At 61.0% G+C, this 26,581-nt stretch carries 27 protein-coding genes and 1 other RNA gene; 15 read left to right on the top strand and 13 right to left on the bottom strand.

The window, feature by feature from the left end:
* Nucleotides 1–68: 68 nt before the first annotated feature.
* Nucleotides 69–1,535: a 4-hydroxy-3-polyprenylbenzoate decarboxylase gene (ubiD, locus tag AB3G88_RS27315; protein ID WP_038444369.1), complete on the top strand. Its 1,467-nt coding sequence runs from the start codon at nt 69–71 to the stop codon at nt 1,533–1,535.
* Nucleotides 1,535–2,503: a CDP-6-deoxy-delta-3,4-glucoseen reductase gene (locus AB3G88_RS27310; protein ID WP_480452490.1), complete on the top strand. Its 969-nt coding sequence runs from the start codon at nt 1,535–1,537 to the stop codon at nt 2,501–2,503. The genes ubiD and AB3G88_RS27310 overlap by 1 nt, the downstream gene beginning before the upstream one ends.
* Here AB3G88_RS27310 and AB3G88_RS27305 read toward each other — a convergent pair.
* Nucleotides 2,500–2,982: a sn-glycerol-3-phosphate transporter gene (locus tag AB3G88_RS27305; RefSeq protein ID WP_099585942.1), complete on the bottom strand. Its 483-nt coding sequence runs from the start codon at nt 2,980–2,982 to the stop codon at nt 2,500–2,502. The two genes, AB3G88_RS27310 and AB3G88_RS27305, sit on opposite strands and share 4 nt — an antisense overlap.
* A 328-nt stretch (nt 2,983–3,310) precedes the next feature.
* On the opposite strand from AB3G88_RS27305, the gene AB3G88_RS27300 reads away from it, so the two are divergent.
* Together AB3G88_RS27300 and AB3G88_RS27295 are read left to right on the top strand one after the other, a co-directional pair.
* A complete protein-coding gene (locus tag AB3G88_RS27300; protein ID WP_480452488.1) occupies nt 3,311–5,698 on the top strand; it encodes a TonB-dependent receptor plug domain-containing protein in 2,388 nt (795 codons plus the stop codon).
* Nucleotides 5,699–5,725: 27 nt separating this feature from the next.
* Nucleotides 5,726–6,379 (top strand): gamma-glutamylcyclotransferase, encoded by a 654-nt coding sequence (locus AB3G88_RS27295; protein WP_099585940.1) that lies wholly within the window; start codon nt 5,726–5,728, stop codon nt 6,377–6,379.
* Here the strand turns inward: AB3G88_RS27295 and glpT are convergent.
* Together glpT and AB3G88_RS27285 are read right to left on the bottom strand one after the other, a co-directional pair.
* A complete protein-coding gene (glpT, locus tag AB3G88_RS27290) occupies nt 6,376–7,713 on the bottom strand; it encodes a glycerol-3-phosphate transporter (protein WP_191946732.1) in 1,338 nt (445 codons plus the stop codon). The two genes, AB3G88_RS27295 and glpT, sit on opposite strands and share 4 nt — an antisense overlap.
* Before the next feature lie 294 nt (nt 7,714–8,007).
* Complete coding sequence (locus AB3G88_RS27285) at nt 8,008–8,985, bottom strand: NADPH:quinone oxidoreductase family protein (protein WP_480452486.1); 978 nt, start codon at nt 8,983–8,985, stop codon at nt 8,008–8,010.
* Nucleotides 8,986–9,134: 149 nt separating this feature from the next.
* On the opposite strand from AB3G88_RS27285, the gene AB3G88_RS27280 reads away from it, so the two are divergent.
* A complete protein-coding gene (locus AB3G88_RS27280) occupies nt 9,135–9,542 on the top strand; it encodes a flagellar basal body-associated protein FliL (protein ID WP_099585937.1) in 408 nt (135 codons plus the stop codon).
* On the opposite strand, the gene AB3G88_RS27275 is transcribed toward AB3G88_RS27280, so the two are convergent.
* Both AB3G88_RS27275 and AB3G88_RS27270 read right to left on the bottom strand, forming a co-directional pair.
* Nucleotides 9,532–11,514 carry an acyltransferase family protein gene (locus AB3G88_RS27275; protein ID WP_480452484.1) on the bottom strand — a complete coding sequence of 661 codons (1,983 nt, stop codon included), beginning with the start codon at nt 11,512–11,514 and terminating at the stop codon, nt 9,532–9,534. The two genes, AB3G88_RS27280 and AB3G88_RS27275, sit on opposite strands and share 11 nt — an antisense overlap.
* Before the next feature lie 102 nt (nt 11,515–11,616).
* On the bottom strand, nt 11,617–12,066 hold the full coding sequence (locus tag AB3G88_RS27270) for an EVE domain-containing protein (protein ID WP_480452482.1): 450 nt from the start codon (nt 12,064–12,066) through the stop codon (nt 11,617–11,619).
* 194 nt (nt 12,067–12,260) lie between these two features.
* Here AB3G88_RS27270 and AB3G88_RS27265 point away from each other — a divergent pair, with 194 nt between their 5' ends.
* Nucleotides 12,261–12,410: a hypothetical protein gene (locus tag AB3G88_RS27265; protein ID WP_010207387.1), complete on the top strand. Its 150-nt coding sequence runs from the start codon at nt 12,261–12,263 to the stop codon at nt 12,408–12,410.
* Between the two features lie 7 nt (nt 12,411–12,417).
* Here AB3G88_RS27265 and AB3G88_RS27260 read toward each other — a convergent pair whose 3' ends face one another.
* From AB3G88_RS27260 to AB3G88_RS27245, 4 genes are all read right to left on the bottom strand, one after another.
* Nucleotides 12,418–13,047, bottom strand: coding sequence for a 5-formyltetrahydrofolate cyclo-ligase (locus AB3G88_RS27260; RefSeq protein WP_112192716.1), 630 nt, complete (start codon nt 13,045–13,047; stop codon nt 12,418–12,420).
* 58 nt (nt 13,048–13,105) lie between these two features.
* A non-coding RNA gene (gene ssrS, locus AB3G88_RS27255) (6S RNA) lies at nt 13,106–13,284 on the bottom strand.
* Nucleotides 13,285–13,314: 30 nt separating this feature from the next.
* The gene (locus AB3G88_RS27250; RefSeq protein ID WP_027608375.1) at nt 13,315–13,632 is read right to left on the bottom strand and encodes a cell division protein ZapA; all 318 of its coding nucleotides are present in this window, start codon (nt 13,630–13,632) and stop codon (nt 13,315–13,317) included.
* Entirely contained in the window at nt 13,629–13,838 is a 210-nt protein-coding gene (locus AB3G88_RS27245; protein ID WP_007982902.1) for a TIGR02449 family protein, read from the bottom strand. The genes AB3G88_RS27250 and AB3G88_RS27245 overlap by 4 nt, the downstream gene beginning before the upstream one ends.
* A 139-nt stretch (nt 13,839–13,977) precedes the next feature.
* Between AB3G88_RS27245 and AB3G88_RS27240 the strand changes: the two genes are divergently transcribed.
* The 9 genes from AB3G88_RS27240 to gcvH all read left to right on the top strand — a co-directional run bounded on the left by AB3G88_RS27240 (nt 13,978) and on the right by gcvH (nt 23,399).
* On the top strand, nt 13,978–14,535 hold the full coding sequence (locus AB3G88_RS27240) for a YecA/YgfB family protein (RefSeq protein WP_480452480.1): 558 nt from the start codon (nt 13,978–13,980) through the stop codon (nt 14,533–14,535).
* Nucleotides 14,536–14,572: 37 nt separating this feature from the next.
* Entirely contained in the window at nt 14,573–15,895 is a 1,323-nt protein-coding gene (gene pepP / locus AB3G88_RS27235; RefSeq protein ID WP_099585932.1) for a Xaa-Pro aminopeptidase, read from the top strand.
* Nucleotides 15,892–17,079 (top strand): 2-octaprenyl-6-methoxyphenyl hydroxylase, encoded by a 1,188-nt coding sequence (ubiH, locus tag AB3G88_RS27230; RefSeq protein ID WP_480452478.1) that lies wholly within the window; start codon nt 15,892–15,894, stop codon nt 17,077–17,079. The genes pepP and ubiH overlap by 4 nt, the downstream gene beginning before the upstream one ends.
* Nucleotides 17,072–17,557 (top strand): DUF4442 domain-containing protein, encoded by a 486-nt coding sequence (locus AB3G88_RS27225; RefSeq protein ID WP_480452476.1) that lies wholly within the window; start codon nt 17,072–17,074, stop codon nt 17,555–17,557. The genes ubiH and AB3G88_RS27225 overlap by 8 nt, the downstream gene beginning before the upstream one ends.
* 9 nt (nt 17,558–17,566) lie before the next feature.
* On the top strand, nt 17,567–18,784 hold the full coding sequence (locus AB3G88_RS27220; RefSeq protein ID WP_177411585.1) for a 2-octaprenyl-3-methyl-6-methoxy-1,4-benzoquinol hydroxylase: 1,218 nt from the start codon (nt 17,567–17,569) through the stop codon (nt 18,782–18,784).
* A 173-nt stretch (nt 18,785–18,957) separates the two neighbouring features.
* Nucleotides 18,958–19,962: an extracellular solute-binding protein gene (locus tag AB3G88_RS27215; RefSeq protein WP_158879195.1), complete on the top strand. Its 1,005-nt coding sequence runs from the start codon at nt 18,958–18,960 to the stop codon at nt 19,960–19,962.
* A gap of 164 nt (nt 19,963–20,126) precedes the next feature.
* The gene (locus tag AB3G88_RS27210; RefSeq protein WP_099585927.1) at nt 20,127–21,725 is read left to right on the top strand and encodes an ABC transporter permease; all 1,599 of its coding nucleotides are present in this window, start codon (nt 20,127–20,129) and stop codon (nt 21,723–21,725) included.
* Nucleotides 21,726–21,881: 156 nt separating this feature from the next.
* Nucleotides 21,882–22,964: a glycine cleavage system aminomethyltransferase GcvT gene (gcvT, locus tag AB3G88_RS27205; protein ID WP_480452473.1), complete on the top strand. Its 1,083-nt coding sequence runs from the start codon at nt 21,882–21,884 to the stop codon at nt 22,962–22,964.
* Nucleotides 22,965–23,015: 51 nt separating this feature from the next.
* Nucleotides 23,016–23,399: a glycine cleavage system protein GcvH gene (gcvH, locus tag AB3G88_RS27200; RefSeq protein ID WP_191946738.1), complete on the top strand. Its 384-nt coding sequence runs from the start codon at nt 23,016–23,018 to the stop codon at nt 23,397–23,399.
* A 64-nt stretch (nt 23,400–23,463) separates the two neighbouring features.
* Here gcvH and AB3G88_RS27195 read toward each other — a convergent pair whose 3' ends face one another.
* From AB3G88_RS27195 to AB3G88_RS27180, 4 genes are all read right to left on the bottom strand, one after another.
* On the bottom strand, nt 23,464–24,606 hold the full coding sequence (locus tag AB3G88_RS27195) for a DegT/DnrJ/EryC1/StrS family aminotransferase (RefSeq protein WP_400529130.1): 1,143 nt from the start codon (nt 24,604–24,606) through the stop codon (nt 23,464–23,466).
* 163 nt (nt 24,607–24,769) lie between these two features.
* Nucleotides 24,770–25,084 carry a DUF2388 domain-containing protein gene (locus tag AB3G88_RS27190; protein WP_003176799.1) on the bottom strand — a complete coding sequence of 105 codons (315 nt, stop codon included), beginning with the start codon at nt 25,082–25,084 and terminating at the stop codon, nt 24,770–24,772.
* A 69-nt stretch (nt 25,085–25,153) separates the two neighbouring features.
* Nucleotides 25,154–25,600, bottom strand: a complete 447-nt coding sequence (locus tag AB3G88_RS27185; RefSeq protein WP_099585923.1) for an NfeD family protein — start codon at nt 25,598–25,600, stop codon at nt 25,154–25,156.
* A 10-nt stretch (nt 25,601–25,610) separates the two neighbouring features.
* Complete coding sequence (locus tag AB3G88_RS27180) at nt 25,611–26,531, bottom strand: SPFH domain-containing protein (RefSeq protein WP_032884271.1); 921 nt, start codon at nt 26,529–26,531, stop codon at nt 25,611–25,613.
* Nucleotides 26,532–26,581: the final 50 nt, after the last annotated feature.

Raw genomic sequence — 26,581 nt, 5'->3', positions numbered from 1 at the left:
CCGCGATAGGCTGCCAGCCAGCCTCAGAGCAGGTAGGATGTACGCCTATTTTACGGGTGGCATGGTTAATGAAATTCAAGGATCTTCGGGATTTCGTGCAGCAACTTGAGCAGCGCGGAGAGTTGAAACGCATCCAGGTGCCGGTGTCCCCGGTGCTGGAAATGACTGAGATTTGCGACCGCACCCTGCGTAACAAGGGCCCGGCGCTGCTGTTCGAAAACCCGACCGGCTTTGATATTCCGGTGCTCGGCAACCTGTTCGGCACGCCCGACCGCGTGGCGTTCGGCATGGGCGCCGAGTCGGTCAGCGAACTGCGCGAGATCGGCAAGCTGCTGGCCTTCCTCAAGGAGCCCGAGCCGCCCAAGGGCTTGAAGGACGCCTGGTCGAAGTTGCCGATCTTCCGCAAGATCATTGCCATGGCGCCCAAGGTGGTCAAGGACGCCGTGTGCCAGGAAGTGGTCATTGAGGGCGATGACGTCGACCTGGCCATGCTCCCGGTGCAAACCTGCTGGCCTGGCGACGTCGGCCCGCTGATCACCTGGGGCCTGACTGTCACCAAAGGCCCGAACAAGGACCGTCAGAACCTCGGCATCTACCGTCAGCAAGTGATCGGCCGCAACAAGGTGATCATGCGTTGGCTGAGCCACCGTGGCGGCGCGCTGGACTTCCGTGAGTGGTGCGAAAAACACCCCGGCCAGCCGTTCCCGGTCTCCGTGGCCCTGGGCGCCGACCCGGCCACCATCCTCGGCGCCGTGACCCCGGTGCCGGACAGCCTGTCCGAATACGCCTTCGCCGGTCTGCTGCGCGGCAACCGCACCGAGCTGGTGAAGTGCCGTGGCAACGACCTGCAAGTGCCGGCCACTGCTGAAATCATCCTCGAAGGCGTGATCCACCCTGGCGAGATGGCCGACGAAGGCCCTTACGGCGACCACACCGGCTACTACAACGAAGTCGACAGCTTCCCGGTGTTCACCGTCGAGCGCATCACCCACCGGATCAAGCCGATCTACCACAGCACCTACACCGGCCGTCCACCGGATGAGCCGGCGATTCTCGGCGTGGCACTCAACGAAGTGTTCGTGCCGATCCTGCAAAAGCAATTCCCGGAAATCACCGACTTCTACCTGCCGCCGGAAGGCTGTTCGTATCGCATGGCCATCGTGACCATGAAGAAGTCGTATCCGGGCCATGCCAAGCGCGTCATGCTGGGTGTGTGGTCGTTTTTGCGACAGTTCATGTACACCAAGTTCGTTATTGTCACCGACGACGACATCAACGCCCGCGACTGGAACGACGTGATCTGGGCCATCACCACGCGCATGGACCCCAAGCGCGATACGGTGATGATCGACAACACGCCGATCGACTACCTCGACTTCGCGTCGCCGGTATCTGGCCTTGGCTCCAAGATGGGCCTGGATGCCACCCACAAATGGCCGGGTGAAACCACCCGCGAATGGGGTCGGGTGATCGTCAAGGATGAAGCCGTGACCGCGCGCGTCGATGCGATGTGGAAAGAATTGGGAATAGATTGATGCGTGTAACCCTGCAACCTTCCGGCGCTGTGCTGGAGCTGGTCCCCGGCGAGCGAATCCTCGAAGGCGCGCGCCGCCTGGGCTACGAATGCCCCCAGGCCTGTCGCAACGGCGTGTGCCATGTGTGTGCCGCGCTGCTGGTGGAAGGTCGGGTGCAGCAAGCCGGTGAGGTACGCGATCACGGTGAGTTCTACACCTGCATCGCCGAACCGCTGGAAGATTGCATTGTGTTGTGGGATGGCGTGCTGGCGCCGGGAGAGTTGCCGTTGCGCAAGTTGTCGTGCCAATTGAGTGAATGCGTAGAGGTCGGTGGTGATGTGTGGCGCGTGCGCCTGCGGGCTCCGGCCGGCAAGACGGTGCGTTACCACGCCGGGCAGTACCTGATGATCGAACGGGAAAATGGCGAGAAATCAGCCTTTTCCCTGGCATCGGCGCCTCACGCCGGACGCGAGCTGGAACTGCATGTGCTGGCCCGCGAGGACAGTGCGCGCAGCCTGCTGGAACAACTGCAACGTAACCGGATGGCCCGCGTAGAACTGCCGTTTGGTGACACTCACCTGGCCGAGTTGCCGGACGGTCCGCTGGTGTTGATCGCCGCCGGCACCGGCATGGCGCAGATGCACAGCCTGATCGAACATTGCCGCGCCTCCGGCTTCAAGCACCCGGTGCACCTGTACTGGGGCGTGCGTCGCCCGGAAGACTTTTACGATATCGAGCACTGGGACCAGTGGCTGCAATTGCCTAACCTGTTCCTGCACAAAGTCGTCAGCGATTTGTGCGGCTGGGAAGGGCGCTGCGGTTTGCTCCATGAAGCCGTGTGCGAGGACATCGTCGATCTCAAGTCTGTACACGTCTACGCCAGCGGTTCACCGGCGATGATCTACGGCACCTTGGATGCGCTGGTCGACGCTGGCATGGATGCGCACCAGATGCGCGCCGACGTATTCGCCTACGCGCCGCGCCCTTAAAAGCGCACGCCGGTCGTCACCATCGCCGCATTGAACCCCAGCAACACCAACTCCGCCGCCACCGGCCCGTAATAGGTGCCTACTGACGGAATGATCACCGGCGCCACGCCGAAACGGTTCAAGGGGATCTTGTCGCGGTACTTGCCGCGATAGCCCTGGATCGCCCCGCCCGTAACCTTCAGGTACACCGGATAGTCGTTCATGTCATAGCGCTTGCCCGCGTAAGCGTAGTACGAGCGCTGGCTGAACGAGTTGCGAAAGGTCGCCCCGCCATACACCCACCCTGATGCCTCATTGCGCTCCAGGCCAATCAGGTCCTGGTTGTTGTTGTGGTCCTTATCCGGCGCGAAGTGGCGGGTATAGACGCTGGTCTGCGCGTACCAGAAGCCTTTGTCGTCTTCGGTAACGGGCGCTTCGCTGGCCAGCGCGGTGGTGGCCTGGGCCAGCAATAACAGGCCAGGCAGTCGGAATCTTTTCATGGGTGCGACCTCGGTAGTCGGTTTGATGGGCGGCTAAGTGGGTCGTGATGTGCGCACTATTTTGACGGTTTGATGCGAGCCCAGGCTGAACCGGGGCTGAAACTAGCGGGATTGCTGCACATAATCCTGACGAAAGGGTGCCGGGCTTATGCATTCGCTTATTCTTTAAAGGTATTTAATTTGTTACATGAATATCTTTAAGCTATAACGCAACGGACTACCGATTTTCTGCCAATAACCAACAACTGACCGCCACCGCCCGCCAGCCGGATCGATCGTACGCACTCAGCGCATTGAAGCGCCGGGTCTTGATTCCAAGGGGAGCGGTATGGGGAGCTACAACAAACACGCGCTGTACATGGCGATTTTGTCGGCCAATTTGCTGACCGCTGTGGGTTTCAATCCAGTCTTTGCGGCCGAAACGTCCGCCACCGATGCACCCAGACTCGACACGGTAATCGTCACCGGCACCCGTGCTCAGGAGCGCACGGCCAGTGCGTCGCTGTCACCCATTGATGTGATCTCCGGCGAAAGCCTGCGCAGCACCGGCTCCGATGAGCTGGGCGCGGTGCTGGCGCGCCTGATTCCATCCATCAATTTCCCGCGCCCAAGCCTGGTGGATGGCGCCGAGCTGGTGCGACCTGCGCAATTGCGTGGCCTGTCACCCGATCAGGTGCTGGTGCTGGTCAACGGCAAGCGCCGCCACACCAGTGCCTTCGTCAATCTGGGCGGTGCGGTGGGGCGTGGCTCGGCGCCGGCGGACCTGAATGCGATCCCGCTGTCGGCGGTGGACCATATCGAAGTGCTGCGCGACGGTGCCTCGGCGCGCTACGGCTCGGATGCGATTGCCGGGGTGATCAACGTGATCCTCAAGCACGCCGACCACGGCGGCTCGATCTCCACCAAGTTCGGCGAATACAAGAAGGGCGACGGTATCCAGCGTAACGTCAGCGGCAACACCGGCCTGGCATTGGGCGACAACGGCTTTATCAACCTCTCTGCCGAAGGCGCCGACAACGATTACACCAACCGCGCCGGCGATGACTACCGTGCGGGCAGTGTCGGTTCTACCACCTACGGCCAGCGTGTTTTCCGTCAGGGCGAGCCGGCTACCAATGAAGGCAAGTTCCAGTTCAACTCCGAATATTCCTTCAACGACTCGGCCGAGTTCTACACCTTCGGCGGCTACAGCAAGCGGCGCGGCGAGACAGCGGCGTTCTACCGGGCGAGCAATGCGGCCAACAATATCCCTGCGCTCAACCCCAACGGTTACCTGCCGTTGATCAAGGGCAACCTCGAAGACACCTCGCTGGTGGTGGGCTTGCGCGGCTTGCTGGCCTACGACTGGCATTACGACTTGTCGGCCAACTACGGCAAGAACCAGTACGCACTCAGCACCGAAACCATCAACACCTCCCTGGGCCTGGCCACGCCGCGCAAGTTCGACAACGGCACCCTGAGTAACGACCAGAAACAAGTCAGCCTGGACCTGTCCCGTGAGTTTGATGTGGTTTGGCTGCCGTACCCGGTGTCCGTGGCGTTTGGTGGCGAATACCTGCACCAGGGCTATGAAATCGAAGCCGGCGAGCCGGCATCCTACTTCCAGAGCGGCAGCTCCGGGCTGGGCGGTTTCCGGGATGCCGATGCCGGCACCAGCTCGCGTCACAATTGGGCTCAGTACCTGGACCTGGAAACCAACTTCACCGAAAAACTCAGCGCCTCGGCCGCCGTGCGTCATGAGGATTACAGTGATTTCGGCTCCAATGTCAGCGGCTCGCTGTCAGCCCGCTATGACTTCACTCCGCAAGTGGCCTTGCGCGGCAGTGTTTCCAACGGTTTCCGCGCGCCCTCCCTGGCGCAGCAGAACTTTGCCTACACCTCGTCGCAATTGATCGGCAGTACCATCCAGGAAGCCGGCACCTTCCCGGCCAACAGCCAGGTGGCGCGCTTGCTCGGCGCCGAGGACCTCAAGGCCGAGAAGTCGCGCAACTACAGCCTGGGCCTGGTGCTTGAGCCGGCCGATGACCTGACGGTGACGGTGGATGTGTACCGCATCGACATCCGTGACCGTATCAGCCTGTCCTCCAACCTTGGCATAAACGCGGCGACGCGGGCCTATCTGCAGGCCAACGGCGTGGGCAACATCGACTACACCACCGCCCGCTACTTCACCAACGCCACCGACACCAGCACCGATGGCGTTGACCTGGTGGCCAACTATCGCTACCTGTTCGACAGCGGCGTGCGCTGGAACAGCACCGTAGGCTACAACTACAACCACACCAAAGTGACCGATGTGAAACCCAACCCGGCCATCCTCGACAGCCTTGGTGCGAACCTGGTGCGTGTGGACCGCCGCGAGCGCATCGGTTTGCTCGGCGATACCACGCCCCAGCACAAGCTGAGTCTGGGTAACGACTTCACGTTCGGTAATTGGGCACTGCACAGCAATCTGGTGCGCTATGGTGAATTCACCAGCTACCAGGCGGACAAGGTCAACGACCAGACCTTCAAGGCAGCCTGGGTGCTGGATTTGTCGGCCGACTACAAGTTGAAGAACTGGACCTTCACCCTGGGCGGCGACAACGTCACCGATAAATACCCGGAGAAGGTCAACGCCTTCGCCAGCAGCGGTGGCAATTTGGCCTATAGCACTTTTTCGCCGTACGGTTACAGCGGCGCGTTTTATTACGGTAAAGTTGCTTACAACTGGTAACACACAGGAGGCGTACCGCTTTTCGCCATGACCGCCATTGAAACCGATCTTCAGCAATTGGCTTACCCTCCGCGGCTCGATCTGGGGCCGCAACTCACTCACGAACAGTTGATGAGCTCGATGCAGGCCACCATGGGCCGGCACAAGGGTGGGCCGGTCTGGTTATTTGCGTACGGTTCGCTGATCTGGCGTCCTGAGTGCTCGTCCGCCGAGCGGCTGCGGGCACGGGTCCACGGTTATCACCGGGGCCTGTATCTGTGGTCCCACGAGCATCGGGGTACGCCGGAAACGCCGGGGTTGGTGTTTGGGCTGGATCGCGGTGGCTCGTGCAGCGGGTTCGCCTACCGCTTGCCGGAGGATCAGCTGGAGGCCTCGCTTTACGCCTTGTGGCAGCGCGAGATGCCATACCCGTCGTACCGGCCACACTGGCTCAGCTGCCGTCTGGAAGATGGCAGTCAGGTGCAGGCATTGGGGTTTGTATTGGAACGGCATTTGCCCAGTTACGCAGGCAATTTACCCGACGTCATCCTTAATCACGTGTTGCAAAGCGCTTGCGGGCGTTACGGCACTACGCGCGATTATGTCGAGCAGACCGTGAACGCCCTGCGTAGCCACGCCATGCCAGATAAGAATCTGGAGGCGCGGCTCAAGCGGTGTGCAAAGGGTTGCTCAGGCGATTAACGCGCCGAGCTGACGCTGTTGGTGTGCCACAGCGTTGGGATCAGGAATGCGATCGCCAGCAGGCACGCGCCGATCAGCAGTACGAAACCACCGTCCCAGCCGAAGTGGTCCACGGTGTAGCCCATCGCCGCACTCGCGGCCACCGAACCACCCAGGTAACCGAACAGACCGGTGAAGCCCGCAGCCGTACCGGCGGCTTTCTTCGGGGCCAGTTCCAGCGCCTGCAGGCCGATCAGCATCACCGGGCCATAGATCAGGAAGCCGATGGAGAACAGCGCAATCATGTCGACCATCGGGTTGCCCGGCGGATTGAGCCAGTAAACCAGGGTTGCCACGGTCACCAGTGCCATGAACACCACGCCCGTCAGGCCACGGTTGCCACGGAAGATCTTGTCCGACATCCAGCCGCACAACAGCGTGCCTGGAATGCCTGCCCACTCGTAGAAGAAGTACGCCCAGGACGTTTTATCCACGTCGAAGTGCTTGGCTTCCTTCAGGTAGGTCGGCGCCCAGTCCAGCACGCCGTAGCGCAGCAGGTAAACGAACACGTTGGCGAAGGCGATGTACCACAGCATTTTGTTGCGCAGCACGTATTTGACGAAGATTTCCTTGGCGCTGAATTCTTCTTCATGGCTGGCGTCGTAGCCTTCCGGGTAGTCGTTCTTGTACTTCTCGATGGGCGGCAGGCCGACCGATTGCGGGGTATCGCGCATGGTGATGAAGGCAAAGGCCGCTACCGCCAAGGCCACAGTGGCCGGCACGTAGAAGGCAGCGTGCCAGTCGTTGAACAAGGCCATGCCCAGCAGGAACAACGGGCCGATCAGGCCGCCGCCGACGTTGTGCGCCACGTTCCACACCGAAACCACGCCGCCGCGTTCTTTCTGCGACCACCAGTGCACCATGGTCCGCCCACTTGGCGGCCAGCCCATGCCCTGGGCCCAGCCGTTGATGAACAGCAGAATGAACATCATGGTCACGCTGGACGTTGCCCAGGGCGCGAAACCGAAAATGAACATCACGCCTGCCGACACCAGTAGACCGAAAGGCAGGAAGTAGCGAGGGTTGGAACGGTCGGACACCAGGCCCATGAGGAACTTGGACAGGCCGTAGGCAATCGCAATGGCCGACATTGCCAGGCCCAGTTGACCGCGGGTGTAACCCTCGTCGATCAGATAAGGCATGGCCAGGGAGAAGTTTTTACGCAGCAGGTAATAACCGGCGTAACCAAAGAAAATACCGGCGAAGATCTGCCAGCGCAGTCGTCGGTAGGTACTGTCTATTTTTTCTTCAGGCAGGGGTGCCTGGTGCGCGGCAGGACGAAAGAAAGCAAACATTCAAGAGCTCCAAATTTCTTGTTTTGACTGCGGATGCGAATGTTACAGTTTCGTTACCGAAAATAGCATTGCATCTTGGCGGCAAACACGGGAAATGAGCGCAAGTGCATGTTCTCTTACGAACATGTCGCGAATAGATAAGTGGTGGTCGCAAACGGTTTCTGAGGCGGGTGGAGATCTAAATGTGGGAGGGGGCTTGCCCCCGATAGCGGTGATTCAGTCAACAGATGTGTCAACTGATCCACTGCAATCGGGGGCAAGCCCCCTCCCACATTTGATTGCATTGCAGGTCGGTCAGCGGGTCTGGACGACGACCTTGCCTACCGCCCGGCGCTGGCCGAGGTCATTGATCGCCTGGGCGGCCTGTTCGAGCGGATACACCTGCGACACCAGTGGCTTGAGCTTGCCCTCGCCATACCAGGTGAACAATTGCTGGAAGTTCGCCGCATTATCCTGCGGCTGGCGCTGGGCAAAAGAGCCCCAGAACACCCCGACTACCGCCGCGCCCTTGAGCAGCGCCAGGTTCACCGGCAGCTCTGGAATGCGCCCGCTGGCAAAACCCACCACCAGCAAGCGGCCGTTCCAGGCGATGGCGCGGATGGCCTGGTCAAACAGGTCGCCGCCCACCGGGTCGTAGATCACATCGGCGCCGTTGCCGTCGGTGAGGCGCTTGATCTCATCCTTCAGGCTGGTTTCGCTGTAGTTGATCAGCTCATCGGCGCCGGCGGCCTTGGCCACGGCAAGTTTGTCGGCACTGCTGGCGGCGGCGATTACGCGGGCGCCCATGGCCTTGCCGATTTCCACGGCGGCCAGGCCTACACCGCCGGACGCGCCGAGCACCAGCAAGGTTTCGCCAGGTTGCAGGTTGGCGCGTTGTTTAAGCGCATGCATCGAGGTGCCGTAGGTCATGCTGAAGGCGGCGGCGGTGTTGAAGTCCATGCTTGGCGGGATCGGCAGCACGTTATAGCCCGGCACCGCGACCTGCTCGGCAAAGCTGCCCCAGCCGGTGAGGGCCATGACCCGGTCGCCGACTTTCAAATGGCTGACTTTCTCACCCACTTCGCTGACCACGCCGGCCGCCTCGCCACCCGGCGAAAACGGAAAGGGCGGCTTGAACTGGTACTTGCCCTCGATGATCAAGGTGTCCGGGAAATTCACCCCCGCCGCATGCACCTCCAACAGGATTTCGTTCTTCTTGATCGCCGGGCTGGCGATTTCTTCCAGCACCAGGGTTTCGGCGGGGCCGAAGGCTTTGCACAGCACAGCTTTCATCGGGCTATTCCTTTTGGTGTCGTGGCCGATAAGTGTAGGAGGGTAGGCCCGTGGGTCAACGAGCATGCCCGGCCCTGATAAGTCGCCATAAGCTTGTGCTCAGCCTTACTAGCGTTATGCTACTCGGCACCGAATTTGAGGAATGAACTGTGAAAGCGTGGATCCTGTTGATGCTAGCCCTGACCTTGCCCATGGCAGCCCAGGCCGAAGAAGCCAAAGAAGGCGAGGCGCCGAAGGTCAGCTATATCAGCCTGAGCCCGCCGTTCGTGGGTAACTACGGCCTGGACGGTACGGCGAAGCTCAAGGTGTTCAAGGCTGATATCGCCCTGCGCGTGACCGGCACCGAAGCCGCCGCAGCGGTCAAAGCCAACGACGCGTTGATTCGTAACCAGTTGGTGGCGCTGTTTACCCAGCAGACCAACGAGACCATGAGCACCGTTGAGGGCAAGGAGAAACTGCGCCAGGAAGCCCTGAAACAAACCCAGCAAGTGATGAACGACGAGACCGGCAAACCGGTGGTCGAAGATCTGTTGTTCAACAACCTGATCATTCAGTAGGCGGCACTTCCCATAGCTTCAGCAGGGCTTCAGTGAATGCGGGTTCCAGGACACGGTTGCCGTGCCCGCTGAGGTGGTTGGAGTCGAAAAACAGCGGCTTGGCATCGTCGTCATAGGCTGAGCAGGTGGAGCCTGGGCATAGCGGCGGCAGTGGGTCCCACACCCTCAGGCCCGGATAGGCCGCCGTCAGTTGCTTGAGGAGCTTCATTTGCGGTGCACGCAGGCGTTCCAGTTGCTCGCGCTGCAGGGTCAGGCCTGGCGCGCACACCGGGTTCATGCGGTTGAACCAGTCCGAGCAACGATTGGGCGCGGCTTTGAACAGCGGTTTGGGGGCGTCAATCAGCACAGTGAGCCGTGCCGCCTGCAATCGGCTCAGCACCTTGTCGGCGGACGCTCGTGCGGCGTCGATGTTCTCGGCGCTCAGTTCGCTCAATGCGTCATCGACCAGTTTTGTTTCACCCTCGCGCCACTCACGTCCGGTGAGTTCCGGCATGCGCAGCGAGGCCAGGAACACCACGTCTCCCGGCTTGGCGCGTGCTTCGATCTGCTGGAGTTGGGCTTCGCGCGAAGCTGAACAGTGCGCAGGGTCGGGGCCGATAAGGCTGACGACACCGCAACCGCCCATTTCATATTCCACCACCGTGACGCCGAGCTTGAGCGAGACCAGCTTCAACAGGGTGCGGTATGCCGCCGTATGGGAATCTCCGATAACAAACAACGTACGTCCCTTCAGGCGCGGGTCGTCGACGGTTTCAAAGTCTTCCTGGGGGTAATGTTTGTAGGCATACCAGGTGTAGGTATCGCGAGTCTGGCTGAGTGACAGGGTCGACGGGTTCAACGACACCCATTGCGCGCCGAGCCACAGCAGCCCGGTGACGGCCGCCCCGCCGGTAAACGTGAGCCAGGCCTTGCGTTGCAGCGCGCAGCGGCCGCTGCGGATCGGTGCTTCGATACAGTGGTAAGAGGCGGCCGCGAGTGCGAGTACCAGTACGGGGTAAAGCAGTTGAACCGCTGACAGCTCAAGCCCGACGGTCCAGCGCAGGAACACGAGGAGCGGCCAATGCCACAGGTAAAGCGAATAAGACAGTCGACCGATGTAAGTCGCTAACCCGCTTTGCAACAGACGTTGCAGCGCGCCGGCTGGTTGATCGGCCTGTAACACGATGCCGGCGATCATGAGCAATGAACCGGCCACAGTCACTATCGCCCAGGGAAAGGGGAATTGATTCGGGTTGGCGAACACAAAACCAATGATGAGCAGCCCCATGCCAACCGTGAGCATGGCCGGCGCCCATTGATTCATGCGAGGCGCCGTGCCTATCAGTTGGAACAGGATTGCTCCGGCGGCAAGCTCCCAGAAGCGCCCTGGCAGCAGGTAAAACGCTGACAGCGGCTCGGTATTCACCTGGTAGGCGCCGATAATCAGCGACGCAACGGCCATCAGCGGCAGCAGTCCCCAAATGATTGCTACGCCTTGCCGGCAGCGCAGCCATATAAAGAACAGCGCGGGGAAGATCACGTAGAACTGTTCTTCTACCCCCAATGACCAGGTGTGCAGGTAGGGGTTGAGTTCGGCGCCGGGTGAAAAGTAGGTGTCGGTGCTCCACGCCAGCACGAAGTTGCTCAAGCCAAAAAAAGCCGCCTGGCCCGTGCTGTTGATCATTTCGCTGAGCCAGAACTGTGGCATGAACATCGCCGACAGCACCACGCTCACACTGAGCATTACCAGCAGCGCGGGCAGGATGCGCAGCAAGCGGCGTCGGTAAAAATCTTTCAGGTAGGCACCCAGGCCCAGTTCGCGACGGTCCCACAGCGACTGGCTGATCACGTACCCGGAAATCACGAAAAACATGTCCACGCCGGTGAAACCACCCGGCAGCAGGTCGACGTAATCCATGTGGTAGATGATCACGCTGAGCACGGCGATGGCACGCAGGCCGTCGATAGCAGGCAGGTAGGGGGCGCGAGTCACGAGGCCTTCCTCCTTGATAAAAGGGATCGACGATTTTGCCAAACCCAAGGCCCCGCGACGACTAGCCGTTCGGACAGGTGTGTCTGCGCTTGTTTCGAAGTTTCAGTGCAGTGCCAGTACCGCGGCCCATTGTTCAGCGGTGACTGGCATCACCGACAACCGGCTGCCCTTTTGCACCAGCGGCAACTCGGCGAGGGCGGTCTGCTGTTTCAGGTAGCCCAGGCCCAGCACCTTTGGAAAAGTCCGGACGTGCGCGACGTTGATCGCCGTCCACGGGTTTTTCTCCGAGGTGGCCTTGGCGTCGAAATAGTGGCTGTCCGGCTCCAGCGCGGTCGGGTCCGGATAGGCCGCCTCGACAATCTTGCCGATACCGGCGATGCCTGGCTCGGGGCAACTGGAGTGGTAGAAGAAAAACTCATCGCCGACGGCCATGGCGCGCAGGAAATTGCGCGCCTGGTAATTGCGCACGCCGTCCCAGCGCGTTTCGCCGAGCTTTTCCAGGCCTTTGATGGACAGTTCGTCGGGCTCGGATTTCATCAGCCAGTAGGCCATTTTTGGGCTCCTGAAAAAGGCAGTGGGCAAGTTGTCAGGCAATTTGATGACAAACCGACAGTCGGTTGGCGCCAAGGTTTGCGTGTTGGTTCACGTTACCGCAAAATGCCGGCCTTTAAGCTTGACGCCGCTGCAACGGACTACTTTGGAACGTTGTTGTCATCGTGTACGAGGTGCCTGAAGGGGGGCAATCGATGCAACGTAAACCGGATTTACTATGGATTTTGGTGATTTTGTTTGGTCTGGGCGTCGTGACCACCGGGTATGCCCAAAGCTTGTGGTCGAACAAGACCGATGCTCCCGTTGAACTGGCTCAACAGCAGCCGCAACCGTTCAAGCGTTAACCCTTCTTCAAGACGCCGCTGCTTCAAGCGGCGTTTTTGCGACATACCACTGCTTATCCGTGACGGTGCCAGCCAATGGCACATCCCAACTGGCTTGTGCCAATCGATCAACCTTCTGACATTCATGGGCCAGGCCCAGCAGCGTCGGCTTGCGCCAGTTTTGGCGGCGCGCCAGATACGCCAGGCTGCGGTCGTAGAAACCGCCGCCCATGCCCAGGCGACCGCCGGCGTCATCGAACCCCACCAACGGCAGCAACACCAGGTCCAGCGCCCACACCTTGCGCTGGCGCTTGGCGTTGACTCGTGGCTCCAGGATCCGAAAGCGGTTGGGCCGCAGCTTTTCCCCAGGCTTCACGCGCTGGAACACCATCTTGGTGCGCGGCCAGGCGCTGAGCACCGGCAGGTAAGTGGCCTTGCCCCGGCGCTGAGCGGCACGCAGCAGCAGGCGCGGATCGATTTCACCGTCCGTTGGTAGATATAAGGAAATATGTTTGGCTCGGCGAAACAGCGGGTGCTGTGCCAGTTGCCGATACAGGCCGTGGGCGGCTTGGCGCTGCTCGCTCGGCGTCAGGGCGCGGCGGGCTTTGCGCAACATGCGTCGAAGTTGCGGACGGGAAAGCGGCGCAGGTTCGGTCATGGGTTTTCGGCTCATAAAACAATGCCAGTCCGGGGACTGGCATTGAGTTTGGGAATTCAGGCTCCCCGACAGAACCGCTGTCGACTAAGCCCTTGAACCCGAAAGTTCAAGGTGGAAGAAGCAGTAGGCTTTAAGGCTTTCCGTCTAGCGGACATGCACACCAGCCCAACGTGCAACTTCCAGGGTAGTGCGAATCGGCTCCGGGACATCGCCGACTGGCAAGCACGCCAGGGAGTGGGGCGAGTATACCTTAAACAGTCGCGGGGATCAGCCCTTGGGTTGCTCTGTGTCGCTGGAAAGCACCAGGTCGACACGTTCAAGCAGGTCACGCACCTGCTCGCGGGTCGAGCCGCTGGCCTGTACGTCAGGGCGTTCCTGCTTATGCAGCAGATCGTGGGTAATGTTCAGCGCGGCCATCACGGCGATACGATCGGCGCCGATCACTTTGCCGCTGCTGCGGATTTCACGCATCTTGCCATCCAGGTAGCGGGCGGCGCTCACCAGGTTATTGCGCTCTTCCTGGGGGCAGATGATCGAATATTCTTTGTCGAGGATCTGCACGGTGACGCTATTGCTTGAACTCATGAGTCTTGCTCCAGGGCCTTCAGGCGCGAAATCATCGATTCGACCTTACGCCGGGCGATTTCGTTTTTTTCAATGAGGTGAGCGCGTTCCTCGCGCCAGGTCTTTTCCTGAGCTAATAGGAGTCCGTTTTGACTCTTAAGTTGCTCGACCCGAGTAATTAGCAATTCGAGTCTGGCCATCAGCGCTTGCAGGTCGGTGTCTTCCATTGGGTTCCACTGGATTTTGTCTGATGAATGGCAACTGCAGGATAAACGATCTGACGCCCTTGATAGTCTTGGTACGTCTGCCGGTGCTAGGATACAGCGCTCCATTCTAGACATTGCGCCGTCTGGCGCCTAGCTCACCATGCCCATTAAGAACTCCCCGTACGACGCTTTTTCCACACTGTTGAGCACCAGCGGCCACCCTTGCTCGCCTGCCGAACTGCACGGCGTGTTGTTGGGCCGCAGCTGCACTGGCGTTGGCTTTGATGCCGACAACTGGCTGGCTGACGTGGCCGAGCTGCTGGAAACCGAACCGACCGACAACGTGCGCAACGCGCTGATCGGCCTGCAAGAGATGGTCAAGGGCGAGCTGACCGGTGATGACGTCACCGTGGTCCTGCTGCTGCCGACCGACGACGCGTCGCTTACCGAACGCGCCGCCGCACTGGGCCAATGGTGCCAGGGCTTCCTCCACGGTTTCGGCGTCAACGCCGGCGGCCTGGAGCTGAGCACCGACGCCAAGGAAGTGCTGCAGGACCTCGCCGCGATCTCCCAAGTGCAAGACGCGCTGGAAGAATCCGAAGACGGCGAAGGCGACTACATGGAAGTCATGGAATACCTGCGCGTCGCGCCGTTGCTGCTGTTCACCGAGACCCGAAAGTCCGCTGAACCCGCCGCTCTTAAACCGTCGTTGCACTAAGGCCTTCGCCGCACTAAGAAAGGAAGTCCATCTGCCCATGATCCATATCCCCAAAGCGGAATACACCCGCCGCCGCAAGGCGCTCATGGCGCAGATGGAACCCAACAGCATCGCGATCCTGCCGGCCGCCGCCGTGGCCATCCGCAATCGTGATGTCGAGCACGTCTACCGCCAGGACAGCGACTTTCAGTACCTGAGCGGCTTCCCCGAACCGGAAGCGGTGATCGTGCTGATGCCCGGTCGCCAGCATGGCGAATACGTGCTGTTCTGCCGCGAACGCAACGCCGAGCGCGAACTGTGGGACGGCCTGCGCGCCGGCACCGAAGGCGCAATTCGCGAATTTGGCGCTGACGATGCGTTTCCCATCACCGATATCGACGACATCCTGCCCGGCCTGATCGAAGGCCGCGACCGGGTCTATTCAGCGATGGGCAGCAATGCTGAGTTCGACCGGCACGTGATGGAGTGGATCAACGTGATCCGCTCTAAAGCGCACCTGGGCGCCCAGCCGCCGAACGAATTTGTTGCCCTGGATCATCTGCTCCACGACATGCGCCTGTATAAATCGGCGGCAGAAGTGAAGGTGATGCGCGAGGCTGCGCGGATTTCCTGCGCCGCCCACGTCAAGGCGATGCAGGCCAGCCGCGCCGGTTTGCATGAGTTCAGCCTTGAAGCCGAGCTGGATTACGAGTTCCGCAAAGGCGGCGCGAAAATGCCCGCCTACGGCTCCATCGTCGCCGCCGGGCGCAACAGCTGCATCCTGCATTACCAGCAGAATGACGCGCTGCTCAAGGACGGCGACCTGGTATTGATCGACGCCGGTTGCGAGATCGATTGCTACGCCAGCGACATCACCCGTACCTGGCCGGTCAACGGCAGGTTTTCACCTGAGCAAAAAGCGATCTACGAGATTGTGCTGGCCTCCCAGGAAGCCGCCTTTGCCGAGATCGCGCCGAACAAACACTGGAACCAGGCCCATGAGGCCACCGTGCAGGTCATCACCGCCGGGCTGGTGAAGCTGGGATTGCTGCAAGGTGAGGTTGGTGAACTGATCGCCAGCGAAGCCTACAAGCCTTTCTATATGCACCGTGCCGGCCACTGGCTGGGCATGGATGTGCATGATGTGGGCGAGTACAAGGTGGGCGGTGAATGGCGGGTGCTGGAAGTCGGCATGGCGTTGACCGTGGAGCCGGGGATCTATATTTCGCCGGACAACCAGACCGTGGCGAAGAAATGGCGTGGCATTGGCGTGCGCATTGAGGACGACGTGGTAGTGACCAAGCAAGGCTGTGAAATCCTGACCGGCGGCGTGCCCAAGACCGTAGCCGAGATCGAAGCGTTGATGGCGGCCGCCCGATGAGCCGGGTCAACCTGGCGATTATCGGCGGTGGCCTGGTGGGCGCCAGCCTGGCGCTGGCGTTGCAGGCCGGGGCCAAGGCGCGGGGCTGGAAGATCGTGCTGATCGAACCTTTCGCACCGGGCGACAGCTACCAGCCAAGCTACGATGCGCGGTCGTCGGCGCTGTCGTTTGGTGCGCGGCAGATTTATCAGCGGTTGGGCATCTGGCAGGACATCTCCCGCCGCGCCGAGCCGATCAAGCAGATCCACGTGTCTGACCGTGGCCGGTTCTCTACTGCACGCTTGTCCGCCATTGAAGAGGGCGTGCCGGCCCTCGGCTATGTGGTGGAAAACGCCTGGCTCGGCCAATGCCTGTGGCAAGGCCTGGACAAAGACGTGGTCAGTTGGCGCTGCCCGGCGGAAGTCACGCGCATGGAACCGCTGACCGACGGCTATCGCCTGACCCTCAACGATGAAACCGTGTTGGAATGCGACCTCGCCGTGCTCGCCGATGGCGGCCGTTCCGGGTTGCGCGAGCAATTGGGCATCGGCGTGAAGACCCGTCCGTATAACCAGAGCGCGCTCATCGCCAACATCACGCCCAGCGAAGCCCACAACGGCGAAGCCTTCGAGCGCTTCACCGACGATGGCCCGATGGCCTTGCTGCCGCTGCCGGACAACCGCTGCGCGCTGGTCTGGACCCGCATCGGCATGGACGCCCAGCGCCTGGCGGCACTCGACGAGCGCAGTTTCCTGAGTGAGTTGCAGGGCGTGTTCGGCTATCGCCTGGGCACCTTGAAGCAGGTTGGCGCACGCCATCTGTATCCGCTGACCCTGGTGGAAGCCGAAGAACAGGTGCGTTCCCACCTGGCGATCCTCGGTAACGCCGCCCACAGCCTGCACCCGATTGCCGGGCAGGGCTTCAACCTGTCCCTGCGCGATGCGAGCGCCTTGGCCGAGGCCTTGCTGGCCGGACCTGCGGTGCCGGGCGACCTGGCGACCTTGCAGGCCTACCGCGAGCGCCAGCGTATGGACCAGAAGCTGACCGTGGGATTCTCCGATCAGGTCACGCGCCTGTTTGGCAGTGCACAACCGTTGGTGGCGCTGGGCCGCAACATGGGCCTGCTGGGCCTGGATCTGTTGCCGCCGGCCAAGCGCTGGTTCGCCCGTCAGGCCATGGGCCTGGGCACGCGTCCCGATGCGTAAGTGGCTGGTGGCGCGGCTGGGCAAGGCACGCTTGCTGCGTTGGGTCATGACCCTGTATCCGCCATACCTGGGCGCTGGCGTCAGCGTGCAGCACATGAGCGCGGATTTTCGCCACGTCAAAGTGCGCATGGGCCTGGGCTGGTACAACCGTAATTACGTCGGCACGCAGTTCGGCGGTAGCCTGTATTCGATGGTCGACCCGTTCTACATGCTGATGTTGATGGAGAACCTGGGCCGCAATTACATCGTCTGGGACAAGGCCGCGAGCATCGACTTCATTTCGCCGGGCAAAGGCCCGGTGTATGCCGAATTTTTCATCGACGAGGCCTTGCTGGACGAGGTGCGTCGACAGACCGCTGGCGGCGAGAAATACCTGCCTCACCTCAAGGTCGAGATTCATGACGGCTCCGGCACCCTGGTGGCGCGGGTCGACAAAATCCTTTACGTGCGGCGCAAGCCGCCAGCGAGACAGGCTTAAAGCATGGACATGCGCGCAGATGTGCTGATTGTCGGGGCCGGAATGGTCGGAAGCGCCTTGGCGCTGGCGTTGCAGGGCAGTGGCCTGCAAGTGCTGCTGCTCGATGGCAGCCCGCTGAGCGTCAAGCCGTTCGACCGTGACGCGGCCTTTGAACCCCGCGTGAGCGCCTTGTCGGCCGCCAGCCAGCGCATCCTTGAGCGCCTGGGCGTGTGGGACGGCATTGTGTCGCGCCGCGCCAGCCCTTACGGCGAGATGCAAGTGTGGGACGGCAGCGGCACCGGGCAGATCCACTTTTCGGCCGCCAGCGTGCACGCCGAAGTGCTCGGGCACATCGTCGAAAACCGCGTGGTGCAGGATGCCTTGCTTGATCGCCTGCACGACTGCGACCTGGGCCTGCTGGCCAATGCGCGCCTGGAGCAGATGCGCCGCTCCGGCGATGACTGGCTGCTGACCCTGGCCGATGGCCGCACCTTGCGTGCGCCGCTGGTGGTGGCCGCCGACGGTGCCAACTCTGCGGTGCGTCGCCTGACCGGCACCGCCACCCGTGAATGGGATTACCTGCACAACGCCATCGTCACCAGCGTGCGCAGCAGCCAGCCGCACCAGCGCACGGCCTGGCAACGCTTTACCGATACCGGCCCGTTGGCGTTCTTGCCGCTGGTGCGCGATGGGCAGGAGGACTGGTGTTCGATCGTCTGGTCGACCACGCCGACTGAATCCGAACGCCTGATGGCGTTGGATGATGAAAGCTTCTGCCGTGAACTGGAGCGCGCGTTTGAAGGACGCCTGGGCACGGTGGTCAGCGCCGATCCACGGGTTTGTGTGCCGTTGCGTCAACGTCACGCCAAACGCTACGTGGCCGAGGGCCTGGCGTTGATCGGCGATGCAGCCCACGTGATCCATCCGCTGGCCGGGCAGGGCGTAAACCTGGGTTTCCTGGATGCGGCGGTGCTGGCCGACGTGTTGTTGTCGGCGACTGAACGCGGTGAGCGCCTGGCGGATGTGAAAGTGCTGAGCCGTTACGAGCGTCGGCGCATGCCCCACAACCTGGCGTTGATGGCGGCGATGGAAGGGTTTGAGCGTTTGTTCCAGGCCGACCAGCTGCCACTGCGCTGGTTGCGCAATGCCGGTTTGAAGCTGGTCGACCAGATGCCCGAAGCCAAGGCGGTATTTGTACGCCAAGCCCTCGGCCTGACCGGCGACCTCCCAGACCTCGCCAAACCTTGAATTGAAACGCCCACCTGTGGGAGGGGCGGTGCGACGACTCGACTTGCCCCCGATGAGGCCGTCCAGCCCAACTCAAATTCCAGCCATGCAACATCTGGTAACGCCTCCGCCGAGCGTTACCAAATGCCAGTCCCTATCATTTGCGCTCACTTTGCAAATGAGAGACCGCACCCATGTTGGCACCCAAGCGCCTCCTGACTGCCCTGGCACTCACCCTGATCGGCAGCACCACCGTGCAGGCAGCCGACGAAGTGGTGGTCTACTCCTCGCGCATCGACGAACTGATCAAGCCGGTGTTCGACGCCTACACCCAAAAGACCGGCGTCCAGGTCAAGTTCATCACCGACAAGGAAGCCCCGCTGATGCAGCGCATCAAGGCCGAGGGCGAAAACGCCACCGCCGACCTGTTGCTCACCGTGGATGCCGGCAACCTCTGGCAGGCCGAGCAAATGGGCATCCTGCAACCCTTCACCTCCAAGGTGATCGACAAGAACATTCCTCTGCAATACCGCTCGTCCACTCACGCCTGGACCGGCTTGAGCCTGCGTGCGCGGACCATCGCCTATTCCACTGACCGGGTAAAACCGGGCGACTTGACCACGTACGAAGCCTTGGCCGACAAGCAGTGGGAAGGCCGCCTGTGCCTGCGCACGGCGAAAAAGGTCTACAACCAGTCGCTGACCGCAACCCTGATCGAAACCCACGGCGCGGCCAAGACCGAAGAAATCGTCAAGGGCTGGGTGAATAACCTGTCTACCGATGTGTTCTCCGATGATATCGCGGTGCTGGAAGCCATTAATGCCGGCCAGTGCGACGTGGGCATCGTCAACACCTACTACTACGGCCGCCTGCACAAGCAGAAGCCGGACCTGGCGGTGAAGCTGTTCTGGCCGAACCAGGGCGACCGTGGCGTGCATGTGAACCTGTCGGGCATTGGCTTGACCAAGCACGCGCCGCACCCGGAAGCCGCCAAGGCACTGGTGGAGTGGATGACCACGCCTGAAGCACAGAAGATCTTTGCCGATGTGAACCAGGAGTTCCCGGCCAACCCGGCAGTGCCGCCGTCGGCTGAAGTCGCTACCTGGGGCAAGTTCGTGGCCGACACCTTGCCGGTGGAAGTGGCGGGCAAGCGTCAGGCAGAAGCCATTCGCCTGATGGATCGCGCCGGCTGGAACTAAGTACAATTTGTAGGACGCCGTAGATCAAAATGTGGGAGGGGGCTTGCCCCCGATGGCGAAGTGTCAGTCTACTCATCATTGACTGGTCCACCGCTATCGGGGCAAGCCCCCTCCCACATTGGCATGTGCTGTTTTCAAGTTATTCATCTGACGAGAGCTGACCTTTGGCCCACCCCGCCCAACGCCGCTGGTACCTGCCGGTCTTCAGCGTCGCCGCTTTGGTGCTGCTGCCGCTGAGCGTGCTGTTGCTGTCCTGGCAAAGCATCGACCAGCAGATCTGGTCCCACCTCTGGGAAACCCAGATGCCCCGCCTGCTGGGCAATACCCTGACGCTGGTACTGGGCGTCGGCGTCGGCGTAACCCTGCTGGGCGTCAGCCTCGCCTGGCTTACCAGCCTTTGCGAATTCCCCGGACGGCGCTGGCTCGACTGGGCGCTGATGCTGCCGTTTGCCATTCCCGCCTATGTGCTGGCGTTCGTGTTTGTCGGCCTGCTGGATTTCGCAGGCCCCGTGCAGACCCTGTTGCGGGAATGGTTTGGCACAGGCCTGCGCCTGCCTCGCGTGCGCTCCACGAGTGGCGTGATCATCGTGTTGGTGCTGGTGTTCTACCCTTACGTCTACTTGCTGGCGCGCACGGCGTTCCTGGCTCAGGGCAAAGGCTTGATGGAAGCGGCGCGTGTACTTGGGCAATCACCGTGGCAAGCGTTCTGGCGCGTGGCACTGCCGATGGCGCGGCCGGCGATTGGCGCGGGTGTGGCTCTGGCGCTGATGGAAACCCTGGCGGATTTCGGTGCGGTTTCGGTGTTCAACTTCGATACATTCACCACTGCGATCTATAAAACCTGGTACGGGTTTTTCAGTCTTTCCAGCGCAGCCCAACTGGCCAGTCTGTTGCTGCTGGTGGTGATGCTGGTGCTGTACGGCGAGCGGCGCGCCCGTGGCGCGAGTCGTTCCGGTAATGAGCGGCCTCGGAGCAAGGCGCTCTACCACTTGCGCGGGTTTAAGGCCGCTGCCGCCAGCGCGTGGTGCGGGCTGGTGTTTGCGTGTGCCTTTGTCATTCCGGTGCTGCAGTTGATCGTCTGGTTCTGGCAGCGCGGCCGGTTCGACCTGGATGAGCGTTATTCGGGCCTGATCGTCCATACGCTTTATCTCGGAGGCATCGCGGCACTGATCACGGTCAGCGTGGCGTTGGTGTTGGCCTTCGCCAACCGCCTGGCGCCAACTCGGGTGATTCGCTCCGGTATCAGCCTGGCCAATGTTGGCTATGCGTTGCCGGGTTCGGTGCTGGCGGTGTCCATCATGCTGGCGTTCAGCTATCTGGACCGCGAACTGGTAGTCCCGCTTGCCGGCAAGCCGTTGCTGCTGGGCAGCCTGTCTGCGCTGGTGCTGGCGTATCTGGTGCGTTTTCTGGCGGTGGCCTATGGGCCGCTGGAAAACAGCCTGGCGCGGATCCGGCCTTCATTGCCGGAAGCGGCGCGTAGTTTGGGCGTGAGTGGGCCGCGACTGTTTTGCAAAGTGTATCTGCCGCTGTTGCTGCCCGGCACCCTGAGTGCCGCGCTGCTGGTGTTTGTGGATGTGCTCAAGGAAATGCCCGCGACTCTGCTGATGCGCCCGTTCGGCTGGGACACCCTGGCGGTACGGATCTTTGAAATGACCAGCGAAGGCGAGTGGGCACGGGCTTCGCTGCCGGCATTGACATTGGTGCTGGTGGGCCTGTTGCCAGTGATCGGGTTGATCCGACGCTCCGCCCGACCAATCGGCTAGGTGTCAGTCCTACGGCTTGAGGCTACAATGCGCGGCATTCGGTGCGCTCCGCCTTTCGGATCGGGTCGCTGTACGTGGCTGAAGCCCTTGTAATTCAAGGTCTTCAGCACGAACAGCAACGCTGCGCACCTTCGCCAAGCCCGGAAGGAGAAACCCATGGGACAGCGTACGCCTCTGTATGACCTGCATCTCGCCCTCGGCGCGAAAATGGTCGATTTTGGCGGTTGGGATATGCCTTTGCATTACGGCTCGCAAGTTGAAGAACACCATCAGGTGCGACGCGACTGCGGGATGTTCGATGTATCTCATATGACCGTGATCGACGTCACCGGCCCCCAGGCCAAGGAATGGCTCCAGTACCTGCTGGCCAATGATGTCGAACGATTGCATGGCTGTGGCCGTGCGTTGTACAGCGCCATGCTCAACGAGCAGGGTGGCGTGGTGGACGACATGATCGTCTATCGCATTGAAGCCGGGTACCGACTGGTGGTCAACGCCGCCACCCGTGACCAGGACATGGCCTGGATGCAGGCGCAAGTGGGCAGCCACCAAGTGCAATTGGCCGAGCGGCCCGAGTTGGCCATGCTAGCCATTCAAGGCCCCCATGCCCGGCAGAAGATTGCCGAGTTGGTCACCCAGTCCCGCAGCACCCTGATTCACCAGCTCAAGCCTTTTGAAGGCCAGGCCGACGGCGATTGGTTTATCGCCCGCACGGGTTATACCGGCGAAGACGGTCTGGAGATTGTCCTGCCTGCCGATCAGGCGCCGGGATTTTTCAACGATCTGGTAGGGGCCGGTATCTCGCCTATCGGCCTCGGCGCACGGGATACCCTGCGCCTGGAAGCCGGCATGAACCTGTACGGCCAGGACATCCACCAGGACGTTTCACCCCTGGCGGCCAACATGGCCTGGAGCATCGCCTGGGAACCGGCCGAGCGCGATTTCATCGGTCGTGCGGCGTTGAAGGCTGAGTTGGCTGAAGGTGTGCAGTTCAAACTGGTGGGGCTGGTGCTGGAGGAACGCGGGGTTTTGCGCGCTCATCAGGTGGTTCGTATCGCCAATGTTGGCGAAGGAGAGATCACCAGTGGTAGTTTCTCCCCTACGCTGAGCAAATCCATTGCCTTGGCGCGTGTACCGATGGCGACGGCCGATCGGGCCGAAGTGGAAATCCGCGGCAAGTGGTACCCGGTTCGAGTGGTCAAACCGACCTTCGTGCGCCATGGCAAAACCTTGATCTAACTATTTCCGGCAGGCCGATGGCCGCTGACACTACTTCTGAGGACACAGACTATGAGCAATATCCCGGCCGACCTGCGTTTTGCCGAGAGTCATGAATGGGCCCGTCTGGAAGCTGACGGCACGGTGACCGTGGGTATCTCCGACCATGCCCAGGAAGCCTTGGGGGATGTGGTGTTTGTTGAGCTAACCGAAGTGGGCAAGGTGTTTGCCGCTGGAGATCAAGCGGGTGTAGTGGAGTCGGTCAAGGCCGCTTCAGACATCTACTCGCCGATTGCTGGCGAAGTGATTGCTATCAACGAGGAGTTGGGTGGCAGTCCCGAGCTGTTGAACTCCGACCCGTACGGTGCCTGGATCTTCAAGCTCAAGCCAAGCAATCCGGCTGAACTGGAAGAACTGCTGGATGCTGCTGGCTACAAAGCCGCTATCGGCGAGTAAACGCAAGACCTATGTGGGAGGGGCTTGCTTCCTCCCACATTCAAACAAGGTCAGCCGTGATTGTTCAGTTTGCTCTCAGGACTGCTTTTACCGCCGCCACCGACCGCTCCACATCGGCCTCTGTCATCGCCGTGAACATCGGCAACGACACGATCAAGCGCCCAACCTTTTCCGCCACCGGGAACATGCCTTCCTTGAACCCCTGCGCCCGATACAGGCTCAGCAGGTGAATCGGTGGGTAGTGATAGCCAATGCCGACATCATGGGCCTGCATCTGCTCCATGAAGGTGGCGCGGGCGGGCAGGCCGTCCTGACGCTCCGGCAGCACCAGTTGGAACAGGTGCCAGTTGCTGTTTTCGAAATCTGCCGGCGGCAGTTGTGCACCGTATTGCGCTTCAAAGTCGCTGCCGAAGCATTTGAAGTAATGTCGCGCCAGGTTCTGGCGGTGGGCGGTGATCTGCTCGATATGTGCAAACTGCCCCAGACCGATGGCGGCGGCGATATCCGTCATGTTGAACTTGCCGCCCAGTACATCCACATCCAAGCCGTCGAAGCCGGTACGGGTGACGCCCTGCAGGCGGTATTTTTCTGCCAGGCGTGCTTCTTCGGCATTATTCAACACTAGGCAACCGCCCTCGGACGAGGTGATGTTCTTGTTGGCCTGGAAGCTGAACGACACGAAGTCCCCGGTGGCGCCGATGCGCTCGCCGTCCCAGCTGGAGCCCAGCGCCTGGGCGGCGTCTTCGACGATGCGCAGGTTGTACTTGTTGGCCAGCGCGTACAGCATCGGCATATCCAACGGCAGCCCGGCCAGGTACACGGGGATGATGGCCTTGGTGCGCGGGGTGATCGCGGCTTCAACCTGGCCCAGGTCGATATTGCGGGTGATGGGGTCGATATCGGCGAACACCGGCGTGGCCCCCACTTCCAAAATCACGTTGGCAGTCGCCACCCAGGAGATCGGTGTGGTGATGACTTCATCCCCTGGCCCTATACCCGCGATGCGCAAGGCAATCTCCATGGTGCAGGTGCCCGAGTTGAAGGTGCGCACGGGGCGCCCGCCAAAGTATTCCGACAGTTGCGCCTCGAACGCCTGCACTTTTGGCCCGCTGGTGATCCAGCCCGAACGCAATACATCGCCCACCGCCGAAATGGTGGCTTCATCAATGGTGGGTTTGGAGAACGGCAGAAAGGGCAGTTGGCTCATAACGACGAAGGCATCCGTTTCAGGTTTGCGATGAGTACAGGAGGTATCAGTACCGGCATGGTTGCACGGCCTGACTGAATATAGCCTGTCGCCTGTGAATGAATCGTCATGCAGCGGGCAAAAAAATGCCGCTTCGAAAGCGGCATTTTTCAGAGTGTGGATGTCACTCGGTGACAGCGTTTTTAGCGAGGATAGCGTTAGCCAGCTCCATATCCGTGGCCTGCAGGCCAGGGTTGTCGGCGCGGACTTTCTGCATGGCGGCTTCCAGGTACGGGCCGCGGATGCCGCCGTCGCTGGCAACAAAGCTGCCAGCGTCGTCTTGTGCGGCAACGACCAGTTTGTGGTCCTTGAAGGTCAGGTACGTCGAGCCGGTGGTGGCGCCCGACGAGATGACATTGCGCCAGAAACTGTCGGCCATGGCTGAACCGACAGGAAGGGAAAGCACAGCGAGGGTAGCGACAGCATATTTGAGACGCATGATGAGTGACTCCGGGTGGGTGATCTGTACCGTTTGATTGTAGTTAGCCCAACCGAGTTCCATCACTGACTAAACAGTTTCTACCTTCAAAATCACGCCATCCAGGCCAACCACCCGGACTTGAGCGCCCACAGGGCTGTCAGGCCCGGTCACCATCCATACACCATCACCGATCCTTACCTTGCCCCGACCGCCCACGATCGCCTCATGCACCACGAATACGCGGCCGACCAGCTCCGAGCCGCGCTCGTTGAGCCCTGGTTGGTCGCTGGCCTTGGCGCTGCTGCGCTGGCGTTTCCACCAGTACACCGCCGTCAATATCGACAATACGGCGAACAGCAGCAGTTGCCACTCCAGCCCCAGTGGTGGCACCAGGAACTTGATCACGCCCACGGCAGCCGCTGCGATACCCATCCACAGCAGGTAACCACCGGCGCCGAATACCTCAAGAATCAACAGCACTGTACCCAGCGCCAGCCAATCCCAGAATGAAAGGTGCTGCAGGAAATCCCACATGGCGAGTGCCTCAGCCTTTCTTGTTATCGAATGTGGCCTTGACGATCTCGCCGATGCCGCCGACCGCGCCGATCACTTGGCTGGCTTCAAGCGGCATCAGGATGACCTTGCTGTTATTGGCCGAGGCCAGTTTGCCGAGGGCGTCGATGTATTTTTGCGCAACGAAGTAGTTGATGGCCTGCACGTTACCGGTAGCGATGGCCTCGGAAACAACCTGTGTGGCACGGGCCTCAGCCTCTGCTTGACGCTCACGGGCTTCAGACTCCAGGAACGCGGCTTGGCGTCCACCTTCAGCTTCAAGAATCTGTGCCTGCTTCTTGCCTTCGGCAGTCAGGATCGCCGACGCCCGCAGGCCCTCGGCCTCAAGGATTTGTGCACGTTTGATCCGCTCGGCTTTCATCTGGCCGGACATGGCAGCCATCAGGTCGGCGGGCGGGCTGATGTCCTTGATCTCGATACGGGTGATCTTGATGCCCCACGGAGCAGTGGCTTCATCCACGGTTCGCAGCAGTTTTTCGTTGATGCCGTCACGCTGGCTGAGCATGGCATCCAGCTCCATGGAGCCCAGGACGGTACGGATATTGGTTTGCAGCAGGTTGCGGATGGCGTGTTCGAGGTTGTTGACCTCGTAGGCGGCCTGGGCGGTATTGACCACCTGGAAGAAGCACACAGCGTCGATCTGCACGGTGGCGTTGTCGGCGGTGATGACTTCCTGGGGTGGAATATCCAGCACGCTTTCCATCACGTTGATCTTGCGACCGATGCGGTCCATGACCGGGATGATGATGTTCAGGCCGGGCTTGAGGGTGTTGGTATAACGGCCGAAACGCTCGACCGTCCATTGGTAGCCCTGAGGTACCACCTTGAAGCCCATGAATAATATGGCGGCGGCCAAACCTACGAAAAGAAGCAGTACGGTTCCGATCTGCATAGCGATTCCCTATCTGATGGTGTCAGTTAAACGGCGTTCGGCCGATTGTA

It is taken from the genome of Pseudomonas arvensis (genome assembly GCF_056688935.1).
The sequence above is the reverse complement of the archived record's forward strand: the minus strand, read 5'-3'. Positions and strand labels throughout refer to the sequence as shown.

Excerpts from the sequence above, each read along its gene's own strand:
- ubiD (WP_038444369.1), top strand. The coding sequence starts at position 69 with ATGAAATTCAAGGATCTTCGGGATTTCGTGCAGCAACTTGAGCAGCGC.
- AB3G88_RS27310 (WP_480452490.1), top strand. The coding sequence starts at position 1,535 with ATGCGTGTAACCCTGCAACCTTCCGGCGCTGTGCTGGAGCTGGTCCCC.
- AB3G88_RS27305 (WP_099585942.1), bottom strand. The coding sequence starts at position 2,982 with ATGAAAAGATTCCGACTGCCTGGCCTGTTATTGCTGGCCCAGGCCACC.
- AB3G88_RS27300 (WP_480452488.1), top strand. The coding sequence starts at position 3,311 with ATGGGGAGCTACAACAAACACGCGCTGTACATGGCGATTTTGTCGGCC.
- AB3G88_RS27295 (WP_099585940.1), top strand. The coding sequence starts at position 5,726 with ATGACCGCCATTGAAACCGATCTTCAGCAATTGGCTTACCCTCCGCGG.
- glpT (WP_191946732.1), bottom strand. The coding sequence starts at position 7,713 with ATGTTTGCTTTCTTTCGTCCTGCCGCGCACCAGGCACCCCTGCCTGAA.
- AB3G88_RS27285 (WP_480452486.1), bottom strand. The coding sequence starts at position 8,985 with ATGAAAGCTGTGCTGTGCAAAGCCTTCGGCCCCGCCGAAACCCTGGTG.
- AB3G88_RS27270 (WP_480452482.1), bottom strand. The coding sequence starts at position 12,066 with ATGGCCTACTGGCTGATGAAATCCGAGCCCGACGAACTGTCCATCAAA.
- AB3G88_RS27265 (WP_010207387.1), top strand. The coding sequence starts at position 12,261 with ATGCAACGTAAACCGGATTTACTATGGATTTTGGTGATTTTGTTTGGT.
- AB3G88_RS27260 (WP_112192716.1), bottom strand. The coding sequence starts at position 13,047 with ATGACCGAACCTGCGCCGCTTTCCCGTCCGCAACTTCGACGCATGTTG.
- AB3G88_RS27250 (WP_027608375.1), bottom strand. The coding sequence starts at position 13,632 with ATGAGTTCAAGCAATAGCGTCACCGTGCAGATCCTCGACAAAGAATAT.
- AB3G88_RS27245 (WP_007982902.1), bottom strand. The coding sequence starts at position 13,838 with ATGGAAGACACCGACCTGCAAGCGCTGATGGCCAGACTCGAATTGCTA.
- AB3G88_RS27240 (WP_480452480.1), top strand. The coding sequence starts at position 13,978 with ATGCCCATTAAGAACTCCCCGTACGACGCTTTTTCCACACTGTTGAGC.
- pepP (WP_099585932.1), top strand. The coding sequence starts at position 14,573 with ATGATCCATATCCCCAAAGCGGAATACACCCGCCGCCGCAAGGCGCTC.
- ubiH (WP_480452478.1), top strand. The coding sequence starts at position 15,892 with ATGAGCCGGGTCAACCTGGCGATTATCGGCGGTGGCCTGGTGGGCGCC.
- AB3G88_RS27225 (WP_480452476.1), top strand. The coding sequence starts at position 17,072 with ATGCGTAAGTGGCTGGTGGCGCGGCTGGGCAAGGCACGCTTGCTGCGT.
- AB3G88_RS27220 (WP_177411585.1), top strand. The coding sequence starts at position 17,567 with ATGCGCGCAGATGTGCTGATTGTCGGGGCCGGAATGGTCGGAAGCGCC.
- AB3G88_RS27215 (WP_158879195.1), top strand. The coding sequence starts at position 18,958 with ATGTTGGCACCCAAGCGCCTCCTGACTGCCCTGGCACTCACCCTGATC.
- gcvT (WP_480452473.1), top strand. The coding sequence starts at position 21,882 with ATGGGACAGCGTACGCCTCTGTATGACCTGCATCTCGCCCTCGGCGCG.
- gcvH (WP_191946738.1), top strand. The coding sequence starts at position 23,016 with ATGAGCAATATCCCGGCCGACCTGCGTTTTGCCGAGAGTCATGAATGG.
- AB3G88_RS27195 (WP_400529130.1), bottom strand. The coding sequence starts at position 24,606 with ATGAGCCAACTGCCCTTTCTGCCGTTCTCCAAACCCACCATTGATGAA.
- AB3G88_RS27190 (WP_003176799.1), bottom strand. The coding sequence starts at position 25,084 with ATGCGTCTCAAATATGCTGTCGCTACCCTCGCTGTGCTTTCCCTTCCT.
- AB3G88_RS27185 (WP_099585923.1), bottom strand. The coding sequence starts at position 25,600 with ATGTGGGATTTCCTGCAGCACCTTTCATTCTGGGATTGGCTGGCGCTG.
- AB3G88_RS27180 (WP_032884271.1), bottom strand. The coding sequence starts at position 26,531 with ATGCAGATCGGAACCGTACTGCTTCTTTTCGTAGGTTTGGCCGCCGCC.